Source organism: Photobacterium sp. GB-210 (assembly GCF_003026075.1).
In the GTDB taxonomy this organism is placed as follows: domain Bacteria; phylum Pseudomonadota; class Gammaproteobacteria; order Enterobacterales; family Vibrionaceae; genus Photobacterium.
In genome coordinates, this window is the sequence record NZ_PYNU01000006.1 from 73,368 (window position 1) to 86,270 (window position 12,903).

The following is a 12,903-nucleotide window of genomic DNA, read 5'->3' on the forward strand; positions in this document are numbered from 1 at the left end:
TTTTTACTTTTATAGATCACATTATCAATATTAACCCATGCCATAGAAATTCGGGAAAATCAAAATAGAAGCCAGTACCGCAATTTGAATAGCGATAAATGGCATAACTCCACGGTAAATATCACGTGTCGTGACACCTGCAGGTGCAACACCTTTCAAGTAAAACAAACTAAAGCCAAATGGTGGTGTTAAAAATGAAGTTTGAAGGTTCATCGCGACAAGTATGGCAAACCAAGTCATATTTAATCCCATCGCTTCGGCAACAGGCGCTAAAATCGGTACGATAATGAAACAGATCTCAACAAAATCGATAAAGAAACCAAGTATTAAAATAACCAGCATAGTAATGATCAAAAATCCCCACTTTTCACCGGGTAGTGCCATCATCCATTCTTCAACTAAGTAATCACCACCAGTGTAGGTAAATGCCATCGAAAATGCGGTCGCACCTAACAAAATAGCAAAGACCATTGCCGTGACTTTTACCGTTTCTTTTGCTGCCTCATAGATCATTTTCCAACTAAACATGCGATATAAAATTGCTAACACAATCGCGCCAAATCCACCTAATGCAGCAGACTCTGTAGGCGTCGCAATACCTGCAAAAATAGAACCTAGCACCACGATAATTAACGCTAATGGTGGAATAACCGCTTTTAACGCAGTAAAAACCTCTTGCGAACGACTAATGCTGTCATCTCGCTCAATTGGCTGTGCCGCTTCAGGGTTAAGCTTGGCATAAATTAAAATATAAGCGACGTACGCACCTACCAATACAAAACCCGGTAAAATAGCCGCTTGAAATAAATCACCAACAGGCACACCTAGCACATCACCTAATAGTATTAATACAATCGATGGTGGAATAATTTGTCCTAATGTCCCCGATGCACAGATAGTTCCACACGCAAGGCCTTTATCGTAATTATATTTGAGCATAACGGGTAATGAGATAAGCCCCATCGCAACAACAGATGCCCCGACCACACCCGTTGATGCCGCGAGTAATGCACCAACGAGTACAGTCGAAATTGCAATACCACCACGAACGCCACCAAACAGACGCCCCATTGACTCTAATAACTGCTCAGCTAAACGGGTTTTCTGGAGCACTAAGCCCATAAAAACAAACAGAGGCACCGCCATAAGCACCGTATTTTCCATGATTGACTGAATGCGATAAGGCATAAATGCAAACATGTCGAAACCTTCAGCCCAAACACCAAAAATTAAGGCTATTCCGCCAAAAGTAAATGCCACAGGAAAGCCCAGTAATAAGGCAAATAATGCAACAAAAAACATCACGATTCCGATCATTGACGTATTCCTTTACTGATCTTGTTTTAATGCCGCGTGGTGCGGATTAAATAAGGTATTTAATGAGTGAACAACCAGCCCTAAACCGCTGATCGCCATTAAGCCAAATGAGAGAGGGATCATTGCTTTAATTATCCATCGATAAGCAAGACCACCAGGATCGCCAGATGTTTCGCCTAATGCATAGCTCTCTTTGGCGAAATCAATGCCATACCATGCCACCAGTAAACAAAAAGGTAGTAAAAAGAAAAGTGTACCTAAAATATCAATGATCGCTTGGCTTTTACGGGATAGACGCTCATAAAAAACATCAACACGAACATGTCCCGCAGAACGGATCGCGTAAGGAACGCCAAGTAAAAACACAGCGGAAAACAGGTGCCATTCCATTTCTTGAAGGGCAATGGAAACATCATTAAAAACGTAGCGCATAACAACGTCATAAACGACATTAACTAATAATAATATAAATAGGATACTGGCAAACCAACCGAGCACATCACCAATACGATTAAAAAAACGCTCTAGCGTAATCAGACTTTTCATTCCTTACTCCATGGAATCCCACCAAATACGCATAACTGCGATCTTATATGCATAAATGGCAGGATAATAACGTCCTTATTTAAACAGACTTATTGCGCTTGGCTATTAAGGTAGGCACGATGAGATATATTGGTCCATGAACGTACCTGGTTTAGATAATCCGCTTGTGATTTTTGAATCGCTTTTGCTTGTTCATCTTTTTCTGCATGTTGTGCAAGGAGGCGATCATTCGCGTCACGTAATGCTTTCATCACTGCTGGCGGGAAATCTTTCACTTTTATATCAGGGTAAGTTTGTTGAATTGTTGACCAGTTTTTACCGCTTGCATGAGTAGCTTGGGTATACATATCATAAGCCGCAGTACGCATTGCAACACGTAAGATCTCTTGAAGATCGGCAGGTAGACGCTCCCATGTGCGCTTATTCACTAGGAACTGTAATTCTGATCCTGGCTCATGCCAACCTGTGTAGTAATAAGGTGCTATTTTATGAAAACCCATGCGCAAATCTAATGATGGGCCTACCCACTCAAGCGCATCAATGGTATTTCGCTCAAGTGAAGTATAGAGCTCTCCTGGTGCAATATTGGTTGGCTTAGCACCAACTTCAGCAAGAATTTCACCCGCAAAACCAGGGATTCTCATTTTCAACCCTTTCAGATCATCAACGGTATTGATCTCTTTTTGAAACCATCCCCCCATTTGAATATCTGAATTACCGCCAGGAAATGAAAGCAAGTTATGAGGTGAATAGACTTGCTCCATCAACTCCATACCACCACCATGATAGAACCACGCATATTGCTCAGCAGGGGTCATACCAAAAGGCATAGAGGTAAAGTATAAGGTGTTTGGAACCTTCCCCTTCCAGTAATACGATCCTGAATGTCCCATATCGTATTGACCAGATTTCACCATATCGAAGATACCAAGTGGTGCTTTGTGCTTATTGGCAGAGTCAATACGAATTTTCAAACGGCCGTTAGACATTTTTTCTGCCATCGCCGCCATGTTCTTTGTGGCATCACCAAAGATCGGAAAATTGGGTCCCCATGTTTCAGCTAATTTTAAACGGTATACTTTTTCTGATGCTTGTGCGCTTGTTGCCAGAATAGCAACACACCCTAGTGCAACGATTAGGCTTTTTTTCACCACACGTTTCACTACGCTACCAATAATAGTCATTCTCTCATCCTTGCTTTATATGATTAGGCTACAAAATGATCTTCAACATACTTTGGCTTAACGCTATACAAGATAAAATGAGAAGGACTACGGATTAAAAGTTAAAAACCGTTAATAAACACAAAAAGAAAACTACGTATAAAATCGTATCGATAAAATTTAAATTATTATTTATCAATAAGTTATAAAAAAACTTACACTACGTATTTATACGTACTAATCAAGAATAACGATTCGCTGAATAAGATATAATTTATGTGAACTCTGCACATTTAATTCATTCCGTATAAGAAGAAATTAGTTGAAATATGAAGCTTCATCTAATGTCATGGAAATGACAACTGTGGTAGGATCCCTCGAAATTAGCTTAACAACAAGTAACTAATGTTGCTTAAACGTTAATAAACAGAATCAAGCACTATTAAATGTCATTACTATCAATGACATCACTGAGAGATATTTACATTGGTTGATCTATTAAAAGAAGTATTAGGCTGGACTTCCGTCGTCTTATATATCCTGCTTACTATATTTAACAGCATGAAATTCACTCGTTATGCTGCTTTTGCATCTGCAACAAATGATACTGTTTGGTCAATTCTAATGGGATGGTGGCCGAAAGTAATTTTAAACCTTTCCGTTAATGCGATTAATGCTTATCGCTATGTAAAAGACTTCACCAAAATGGGGAAGGCAATAGTCCACACACTCGCTGCCATTATGGCATCTGCCATTATATATATAACTTACGTTGCTATTAGTGCTTTCATTGCAGAGCCAACGATTACTGTCGCATTACAATATTTAGATTTAGCCGTTATTGTTGCCGCGCTTTATATGACTTCACTGAAAAATTATCGCATGTTAATGCTAACATCAGGTTTTGTTGGTATGGCAGGATATTATGGCAATCCACAAATGATGATCATTAAAGCATTAGTGATTGTTATTATGAGCTACAAACTATATTCGACACGTCATCAGACACAAGAACAACTACTAGCTGAAAATCATTAAGATCTCACTGGTTTATTAATAAGCTGTAGAGCGCAACGTTCTGCAGCTTTTTTATAACGAGCGCCACATTATCCTACCTTTTGCACATTCAATTCAGTGCCAAAATCAACCTAGCCCTTTACTACACATAGAGAATGACACTCACCAAGTAAGTTGACTACATATAATTTAATAAGGGATACAAATAGATACGTCAGGATCATCGACAAGCTAGGTGTGTTGAACATCAAGCCGTTCATAGAAGGATCATAGCTGGGAGAATCGATGCTAAGGGACAACTGCTTTTTATCGCGATGGTGTGGAAGGCAGCACTGGAGGCGCTCTATCACGTTAGTTGTGACGTTCAATGTTTTTATTAACGAGGATACAGAATAAACAAGGGAGAGAAAGTTATTATTGTTGGCAATATGGGAAAATAAAGGAAGTGTATGTAAGCCAACATAACCATAGACAAATGATGATTTTTACTTACTAACGGGTAACTATTTGCTAGTTTTAGTTTAAGGCAGACACCCCGTTCTGCCTCTCTGCTTTAAATAAACCATGACTTGCAAACATGTTATTTTAAACCTTAATCAATAATTGAAAAATGCCCAATCTCTTTATTATTGTGATTAGTAATAATGCCTTTTTCTGATTGTTCACAGTACGTAAAGTTGACATCTAATGTATCTAGCTTACCGTTAATTAAAACATGTCGGCGCAATACATCACTATTTAACTGATGCATAGATGCATTCCAGCTAAGATCATTAACCTTGAAGTTGATAATCATAATATACCTCTTTAAATTGTCGCGTTGATGAATTTTAGCTATGACATTAGTAAAGCTAATTATCAACGGTTTTATAGCGTTATGAATTTTTAATGAAGATTATGAATATAGCGATTAGCAAAACTGCTAAGAAGTAAAACAAAGATGAGTAAAGTATTTCGAAGAGTGTAGCGCAGAAGATATTTTTGGATTAAGTGGTGTAACAAGTTACACCACTTAGAAATCTTATAGAAACTATAAAATTAAAGAGCTACAACGTTTGCAGCTTGAAGACCTTTTTGGCCTTGCTCTACTTCAAAAGACACTTTTTGGCCTTCAGCAAGAGTTTTGAAACCTTCAGAAGCGATAGCACGGAAGTGAACGAATACGTCAGCACCGCCGTTGTCTTGAGTAATGAAACCAAAACCTTTCTCTTCGTTGAACCACTTAACGATACCAGTTGACTTAGACATAATGTGTCCCTTATATAAAATTCATAGAAAATATCGCAAAATTGCGATGCACTGAAAGCTTGAATTATTAAATATGATGAAGCGAAGGAAACACAAAGGTACAACTAAACGAAGATACTTCTGGAGATTTTCTTTAACTTAACTTTTCATTAATAACTCTGAACAACAGAGCGAAGACATCATCACATTAAATGTATTGACTGTAAACTGTTTTTTATAAAAAAAACCAAAATAAATTATAACCAACTGATTTAAAATAATTTAATACACATATCACCTATAAAAAAGCAGATCATTATTGATCTGCTTTTTTTCTATCACTCGATTAATGTATATTTACATTCTTAGGCACTGACTATGTTTTCTTAAACTTGAACAGTGTTAAGAGTGGTAACAGCACAATGTAAGAGACAAAAATAAATCCAAAGGTATACACAAAAGCAAGCAAAGTTGACTGCTGATGTAATAGCTCACTGATTTGGGCGATAAAATGAGGATCGGTTACAGTTGTATGCTGCATCATTGCCTGCTGCTGTAATTGCGGATTAGTTAATGTTAAATCCGCCCCTAAGGCATGCCACTCTCGTTGCTCTGTACGTGTAAAATACGTATTAACAATAGAGATACCAAATGAACCACCAATGGTTCGGCAAAGGTTGAAAATAACCGCACCACCAATTGTATCTGTATGACTTAATGTTCGATATGCCATTTGGCTTAATGGCGCGAATACAAGCCCCATCCCTAACCCCTGAACAATCGATGGCATTACTACCCAGTAATAATCAATATTCATTGAATACTGCATCATTAAGTATGTACCAAGAATATTAAAACCGAGCCCTACTGCTACTAGCATACGTGGATCTAATCTATCCATAAATCTAGCAATCACTAGTAGTACAATTGCAGAGGTTAATCCCCTGGGCGCCATGGCAAACCCTGTTGCTTCTACTGGGTAATGTAGTAACTGTTCTAGCATCATAGGTTGTAATTGGGTAATACCAAACATCCCCATTGAGAAGCCAGCCATCATTAAACAAGAAACAGCAAGGTTTCTATCTTTAAGCAACCACATAGGAGCAACATCGCCTTTAGTGATCCATGAGCGTGCGATAAAGAAAATCCACGCGATAACGCTGATCACCGCAGAGAACAGAATAAAGTTAGATTCAAACCATCCTTCTTCATTACCTCTGTCTAATACCATTTGTAACAGCCCAATACCGATAGTCATACCTATCACTAAAGGCCAATCTAGTTTGCTCTTACCGCGTCCATCTAACTTCACAAAGAAATAAAGCAGAGATAAACAAATCAAACCAATGGGTACATTAACGTAAAAAATCCAGCGCCAATCCATATTTTCGGTAATGATACCGCCAACGGTAGGGCCTAAAATAGGCCCTAATAATATCCCAACACTGAATAACGCCATTGCTTTACCACGTTCTTCAGGCGGATATATTTGCACCATGATAGATTGTGATAAGGGGATCACTGATGCGCCGAACGCGCCTTGAAATATTCGAAAAGTTACCATTTCAGCAAGGCTGTCAGCCTGTCCACATAAAGCAGACATAGCCACAAAACCGGCAACCGAAAAGAGCAATAATTTACGTACTCCAAGTTTAAGCGCCAAATAGCTCGCTAAAGGAATGAAGATCGCTTCTGCCATCGAATATGAGGTTAACACCCATGTTACTTGCTCTGAAGTTACGCCTAACGCTCCCATCATATGAGGCAAAGCAACATTCGCGATAGTCATGTCTATCAGCACCATAATGGCAGATAGCATGACAGCAAAAGTGATCAACAACCGATTGGCTGGCGTTAACGTAGCACCCGTCATTACTTAGTCTCTGTTAACGTATCAATAGTGACTTCCGCACTCGCTCCAACACGAAGTAAAGGCTTACCTTTTAAATCATCAAATTGAATACGAACAGGGAAACGTTGAGGTACTTTAACCCAATTACCCGTTGCGTTTTCAGGAGGGAGTAATGAGAACGATGAACCGCTTGCTGGTGATAAGGCAATAACGTGGCCTTGATATGTCACATCTGGGTACATATCTAAAACAATACTGGCTTTCATGCCTGGTTTTAATAAACCAATCGACTTTTCTTTGTAATTAGCTTGAAGCCACGCCGTATTATCTTCAATTAAAGGCATGACAGATAACCCTGGCGATACAATACTGCCAGGTCGGACACTCACCTTACCTAAACTACCGTCATGGGGAGCATAAATATTGGTGTAGGATAAATTCAACGTCGCTTGGCTTAATGCTGCCGCCGCTTGCTTAACCTGAGGCGCTTCATCACCTTTAGCACCTTGCTGGTTAATTAACTGGCTCATTTTAGCACGTGCAGCTTCTAATGCTGTTTGAGCGGAGGCTAATTTAGCTTTAGCATCATCACCTTGCTGTAAAGGTAATAATTTGCGATTCACTAAATCCATTACTCGACGATAATTTTTTTGCACATCAACAAGCGTAGCGTCTGCTGATCGTACATTAGCACTTGCCGCTAAAATTGCATCATCTGTCGCTTTATTTTCTTGTGTCGCAACTTCATACGCAGCTTTTGCTTTTTCTAACTCTATTTCAAAAGGAGCAGGATCAATCGATAATAATAAATCGCCTTCCGCTACATGCTGGTAATCATTCACATTGACTGTAAGTACTTTGCCACTAATTTGTGGTGCAACATATAAAATATTGGCGTGGACATAGGCATCATCCGTCGCTGGATATAACTTTTGATGGCGAATATAAAAATACCCAGCCGTTCCTAACAGTGCCGCTAAAAGTACAAAAATTAATAGATTACGGAACATATGTGAATCATTTTCTGGCGTCTGAAGTTGTTCAGACGGCGAGTTATCAGTCGTTGCCATTAAAATATCCTATTTAGCTGAAATATCGCTAAATTTGAGTCTAGATGATAAATATATATTGTTGTAATAAATCACGTATTTACAAATCACTGCCCCAAAATGCTGGTTGGGATTTTGTAAATTCTAATTGCGAAGACATTAGCCACTCTCTTAATGCTAATGGGTATAAATTACTCGTTACCAGATCTTCTTTTTTTAACCAAAAATAATCGATATGAGCTTCACAACTCTTAATAGTATCAAGATTATTATCTGTTTTTGATGACAATAAAAATAATAAGCATAGTTCAGTATTTAATTCTTGCCCTATATGCCAGTTATTTTCTACGGCCCCCAAAAAACAATCAATGTTAACCTTTAAGTTCGCTTCTTCATTCAATTCTCGAATCACCGTTGTCGCTGCTGATTCTTTTGCATCAATATGTCCACCAGGTAAAAATGTTTTATCATCACCTTTAACTCGGGTTACAAGCACTGCATCATCGTTAATTAAAATACCGCGAGCAGTTGAGTGAAAATGCATATTAAACCCTTTATATTATATGGGATTTATAATCCATAGCTGAATATTCACTCATCGTTAGATGAGTAATAACGGATAAATTACAAATCCGAAAAGAACCTATCGGCTAATCTATCTATATATTTAAATAGAGTTATAGATCTAATAGTATACGAAAAAACAACATGTTCTCTTAACTTTCAGCCAATCATTTATGCAATGTAATATATCAAAATAAGCCATTTAAAATAGCATTCCAACCAAACAGCCTTATTTTATAAATAACCCTCATTGAACATAAAAAAACGCTGATACTTTCATATCAGCGTTTTCATTTAAAAATTGATCACTTACATACTGACTTTATCAACTAAATAGAGAATTGAGCGATACTCTATCCCGCTATGTTCAGATAGCCCTAACTCACAAGTACGACTATTTGAATAACCTTCAGTACAGTCTACAGGTACTTGACGTTTTAAAGGCGCTAGTGAACTTGCGTTAAGTTCTGGTTTGGTAAAACCTTTATCGCCAGCAAAACCGCAACAGGTAATGTCATCTGGAATAATCACTGTCTTCGCACAAGCTTTCGTGACTTTTTCCATCACCCCAGCTAACCCTTTACGACGTGAAGTACAGGTAATGTGTAACATCACAGGCTCTTCTTGCTGTGTTATAGCTAATTTGGGCAATACATAATTTGCGACAAATTCAAAAGGCTCGTAGATTTTAATTTCACTGCGTAGTGTTTCTTTTCCTGTACTTGCACAAGGGCTGGTATCCATTAATACAGGATAGGTTCCTTGGCTAGATGCTTCCCATAGCGCATTTTCTAATTGCTGTGCTTTTTTCGCTGCCGTTTCAGGAAAACCTTTACTGGTATATGGCATACCACAACATTGATTGTTTAAATCCTTCGGAATAACAACTTCATAGCCCGCTTTTTCAAGCAGAGAAATCGTCACATCGACTAATGGTCGAGGATCTTTTGCATTCGCTTCAGTGCCCATTGTACGTGCAGAACAACTCGGGAAATAAACTATCTTTTCTCGACCCACTTTTTTAACTTTCAACATTTCAGTGGATTTTACCGCGACAGGCATATGTGAAGACCACATCGGAATACGATGACCCGATAAGTCATAAGCCGCCTTCGTCAACTTACGCATTTTATTAGTGCCAAGTACCTTATGCATACCATTTGCGACAGTTAAACCAGTTTTAGCTACTGACGTAACGGTTGAAAAATGATCCGCAGTCCAGTTCGCAATTTGTTTTGCTTTATCTGTATGGTTTTGACGTAATTTACGAACAAGATCGCCGGTATTGATCCCAACAGGGCAACGATCGGCACATAATCCTGTTGCGGCACAGGTATCTAGGCCGTAGTAACGATAGGTTTTTTCCATCTCAGCAAGACGGCTAGGATCTTCGTTAGTTTTTCTTAAGCGAGAGATTTCACGAAATACTGTATTACGTTGGCGTGGTGTTAACGATAAATTACGAGAAGGACAAACAGGCTCACAGAAACCACATTCAACACACTTATCAATCAACTCATCCGCTTCAGGCATCCCTTTTAAGTTTTTGATATGTGATTCTTTGTCTTCATTGATGATCACACCAGGGTTTAAAATGCCGCGCTTATCAAAAATGCGTTTAATATTTTGCATTAATTGATAGCCATCAGCGCCCCACTCAAGCTCGATAAACGGCGCCATATTACGCCCAGTACCATGCTCTGCTTTTAATGACCCTTTATAATCAACGGCCACTAACTGAGCCACTGCATCCATAAAATCACTATAACGTGTTATTTCTACTTGGCTATCAAATGACTGCGTGAATACAAAGTGTAGATTTCCCGCCAATGCGTGACCAAAAATGATCGCTTCATGGTAATTGAACTGAGTAAATAACTCCTGTAGTTCACGTACAGCAGGGGCTAATTGTTCAATCGGAAAGGCTACATCTTCAATGATAACTGTGGTTCCAGTCTCTCGCACAGCCCCCACTGATGGGAATAGCTCTTTACGGATCCCCCATAACTGCTCACAGGTTTTGGTATCACGACTAAAATCAACCTGAGCAATCGGCGAGAAACCATTAATAATAGCTAGCAACTGTTCAATTTGTTGCTGTAATGCAGCCTCATTCTCAGCATGAATCTCTATCAATAATGCCGCGGCTTCAGTATCACCTTTTTCACCAAGCTCTGCGATAAAACCTGGCATTCCTGGCTTGTCGGCAACAGAAGCTAAAGAACGGCTATCCATTAATTCAACCGCAGCGACTGAAGTTTTACTCAACTCACTTACTGCAAGGCAAGTGATCTCAATATCACTGAAAACAAACAACCCAGATGCTTTGTGTGCATGATTCACAACTGTGTTGTAAGTTACGTCAGCAATAAAACCTAATGTGCCTTCTGAACCAATGAAAAGGTGTTGCAAAACGTCAATTGGATCATCAAAGTCAATCAGTGAATTAAGACTATAACCTGTGGTGTTTTTTAAACGGTACTTATGGCGGATCTTAGCTGCCAGTTCGCTATCTTCCTGACACTGGGTGACGAGTGTCATCAACTCATCAATCATTTCTGCATGACTGAGTTTAAAAGCTTCAACACTGGCACTATCTAATGTATTTAGCACTGTACCGTCAGCTAAAACAACCGTCATCCCAGCAACTGTGCGGTAACTATTCTCTGAAGTGCCACAACACATACCTGACGCATTGTTAGCGACAATACCACCAATTTTACAGGTATTGATTGAGCCAGGATCTGGGCCAATTTTACGGCCAAATGGCGCTAAATACGCATTGACTTCAGCACCAATGATTCCCGGCTGGAGCCAAATCTGTTCACCATCATTTAATATCTCATAATCACGCCAATTTCGAGTCAGCGTGATTAACACAGAATCGGACTGAGCTTGACCAGATAAGCTAGTACCAGCAGCTCTAAATGTCACCGGAATTTGGCGCTCGTAGCACGTTTTAACGGCAAAAATCACCTCTTGCAAACTATCCAGTTGAAGGACAACTTGAGGTGTTAAACGGTAAAAGCTAGCATCGGTACCATAGGCCAGTGCGAGTGTTGGATCGGTGATAATGCGACTTTTATCTATTTGTTGTTCTAATAGCGCAATCAGTTCAAGGTAGGGCTGCTGCATCATGGCTCCATGTATATATACGAGTTAATTGTTTTATTTCTTATAGGTATATTCTACTTTACTCTGTATGGTTGATAAATATTGACTAATTCACATGTTTGTTGAAAAAAGTACACTAATAAATGAAGACGACGAATAATCTACTCCTTTTTTATCACCTAATTGATAAAGGCTCTTTTAGCAAAGCAGCCGAACACATTGGCTTAACAAAATCGGTGGTAAGCAAACGTATCACAGCACTTGAACAAGCGTTAGGCGTTCAGCTTATTTATCGGACTACACGCAAATTGACACTGACAGAAGCTGGTGATGTTTTTTATCATCATGCGAGAGAAGTCTACAATGCGGTTCAAAATGCAGAAGATGCAATGAGTGGATTGGGAGAAAGCTTAACCGGTAAAATCCGTATTACTGTCCCTACCATTTCGGGCGAACTTATTTTACCCGAAGCAATTGCAGCATTTAGCCGTCAATATCCTGAGATTCATATTGAAATGGAACTCGACAATCGCTTTGTTGATTTAGTACAGGAAGGATTTGATATTGCGATAAGAACAGGCGCAATGCCAGATTCAAGCTTTATTGCCCGTCAATTGGTTCAAGCTCGCTGGGTGATATGTGCATCCCCCAGCTATATCAAGCAATATGGCATACCAACACAGCCTTATGATTTAGAAAAACATAACTGTCTGGGTTATAGCTTCCAAGAAACAGGGGCGAACGAATGGCTAATTGAAGATACATTAGGTATTCATACCGTTAAAGTAAAAGGCAACTTTACCACTAATAACGCTTCTGCTTTACGTGGCGCGGCATTACACGGACAAGGCTTAGTCTACATTCCCAAAGTATTAGTCGCTGAAGATCTTAAAAAAGGTCGCTTGATTGAAGTTCTCACTGATTATGTTGCGAAATCATTAGGCATTTATGCGGTATATCCGTATACCAAACAGCAACCAATGAAAGTGAAACTCTTCATTGAGCATATTTATCAGTATTATCAAAAATACCGAGATACCTTTAAATAAAATGA

Annotated in this window: 11 protein-coding genes; 2 read left to right on the forward strand and 9 right to left on the reverse strand. The window is 39.1% G+C overall.

Annotation, left to right across the window (positions count from 1 at the left end; translation table 11 throughout):
• Positions 1–30: 30 nt before the first annotated feature.
• The 3 genes from C9J38_RS10455 to C9J38_RS10465 form a co-directional block, all read right to left on the reverse strand.
• Complete coding sequence (locus C9J38_RS10455) at positions 31–1,317, reverse strand: TRAP transporter large permease subunit (protein ID WP_045149978.1); 1,287 nt, start codon at positions 1,315–1,317, stop codon at positions 31–33.
• A gap of 12 nt (positions 1,318–1,329) precedes the next feature.
• Positions 1,330–1,863, reverse strand: a complete 534-nt coding sequence (locus C9J38_RS10460; protein WP_107207032.1) for a TRAP transporter small permease subunit — start codon at positions 1,861–1,863, stop codon at positions 1,330–1,332.
• An 89-nt stretch (positions 1,864–1,952) separates the two neighbouring features.
• The gene (locus tag C9J38_RS10465) at positions 1,953–3,047 is read right to left on the reverse strand and encodes a TRAP transporter substrate-binding protein (protein WP_107207033.1); all 1,095 of its coding nucleotides are present in this window, start codon (positions 3,045–3,047) and stop codon (positions 1,953–1,955) included.
• A 465-nt stretch (positions 3,048–3,512) separates the two neighbouring features.
• Between C9J38_RS10465 and C9J38_RS10470 the strand changes: the two genes are divergently transcribed.
• Entirely contained in the window at positions 3,513–4,064 is a 552-nt protein-coding gene (locus C9J38_RS10470) for a hypothetical protein (protein WP_107207034.1), read from the forward strand.
• Positions 4,065–4,635: 571 nt separating this feature from the next.
• Here C9J38_RS10470 and C9J38_RS10475 read toward each other — a convergent pair.
• The 6 genes from C9J38_RS10475 to C9J38_RS10500 form a co-directional block, all read right to left on the reverse strand.
• Positions 4,636–4,839 carry a hypothetical protein gene (locus C9J38_RS10475; protein WP_107207035.1) on the reverse strand — a complete coding sequence of 68 codons (204 nt, stop codon included), beginning with the start codon at positions 4,837–4,839 and terminating at the stop codon, positions 4,636–4,638.
• A 242-nt stretch (positions 4,840–5,081) separates the two neighbouring features.
• Complete coding sequence (locus C9J38_RS10480) at positions 5,082–5,291, reverse strand: cold-shock protein (protein WP_005364106.1); 210 nt, start codon at positions 5,289–5,291, stop codon at positions 5,082–5,084.
• A gap of 355 nt (positions 5,292–5,646) precedes the next feature.
• Positions 5,647–7,143, reverse strand: coding sequence for a DHA2 family efflux MFS transporter permease subunit (locus C9J38_RS10485; RefSeq protein WP_107207036.1), 1,497 nt, complete (start codon positions 7,141–7,143; stop codon positions 5,647–5,649).
• Entirely contained in the window at positions 7,143–8,192 is a 1,050-nt protein-coding gene (locus C9J38_RS10490; RefSeq protein WP_107207037.1) for an HlyD family secretion protein, read from the reverse strand. The genes C9J38_RS10485 and C9J38_RS10490 overlap by 1 nt, the downstream gene beginning before the upstream one ends.
• Positions 8,193–8,271: 79 nt before the next feature.
• Positions 8,272–8,715, reverse strand: coding sequence for an NUDIX domain-containing protein (locus C9J38_RS10495; RefSeq protein ID WP_107207038.1), 444 nt, complete (start codon positions 8,713–8,715; stop codon positions 8,272–8,274).
• A 329-nt stretch (positions 8,716–9,044) separates the two neighbouring features.
• Complete coding sequence (locus tag C9J38_RS10500) at positions 9,045–11,870, reverse strand: FAD-binding and (Fe-S)-binding domain-containing protein (protein WP_107207039.1); 2,826 nt, start codon at positions 11,868–11,870, stop codon at positions 9,045–9,047.
• Between the two features lie 122 nt (positions 11,871–11,992).
• Here C9J38_RS10500 and C9J38_RS10505 point away from each other — a divergent pair, with 122 nt between their 5' ends.
• Positions 11,993–12,898 (forward strand): LysR family transcriptional regulator, encoded by a 906-nt coding sequence (locus C9J38_RS10505; RefSeq protein ID WP_107207040.1) that lies wholly within the window; start codon positions 11,993–11,995, stop codon positions 12,896–12,898.
• Positions 12,899–12,903: the final 5 nt, after the last annotated feature.

What these genes read in the sequence shown, in the direction of transcription:
- C9J38_RS10455 (WP_045149978.1), bottom strand. Translation starts at nt 1,317, where the DNA reads ATGATCGGAATCGTGATGTTTTTTGTTGCATTATTTGCCTTATTACTG.
- C9J38_RS10460 (WP_107207032.1), bottom strand. Translation starts at nt 1,863, where the DNA reads ATGAAAAGTCTGATTACGCTAGAGCGTTTTTTTAATCGTATTGGTGAT.
- C9J38_RS10465 (WP_107207033.1), bottom strand. Translation starts at nt 3,047, where the DNA reads ATGACTATTATTGGTAGCGTAGTGAAACGTGTGGTGAAAAAAAGCCTA.
- C9J38_RS10475 (WP_107207035.1), bottom strand. Translation starts at nt 4,839, where the DNA reads ATGATTATCAACTTCAAGGTTAATGATCTTAGCTGGAATGCATCTATG.
- C9J38_RS10480 (WP_005364106.1), bottom strand. Translation starts at nt 5,291, where the DNA reads ATGTCTAAGTCAACTGGTATCGTTAAGTGGTTCAACGAAGAGAAAGGT.
- C9J38_RS10485 (WP_107207036.1), bottom strand. Translation starts at nt 7,143, where the DNA reads ATGACGGGTGCTACGTTAACGCCAGCCAATCGGTTGTTGATCACTTTT.
- C9J38_RS10490 (WP_107207037.1), bottom strand. Translation starts at nt 8,192, where the DNA reads ATGGCAACGACTGATAACTCGCCGTCTGAACAACTTCAGACGCCAGAA.
- C9J38_RS10495 (WP_107207038.1), bottom strand. Translation starts at nt 8,715, where the DNA reads ATGCATTTTCACTCAACTGCTCGCGGTATTTTAATTAACGATGATGCA.
- C9J38_RS10500 (WP_107207039.1), bottom strand. Translation starts at nt 11,870, where the DNA reads ATGCAGCAGCCCTACCTTGAACTGATTGCGCTATTAGAACAACAAATA.
- C9J38_RS10505 (WP_107207040.1), top strand. Translation starts at nt 11,993, where the DNA reads ATGAAGACGACGAATAATCTACTCCTTTTTTATCACCTAATTGATAAA.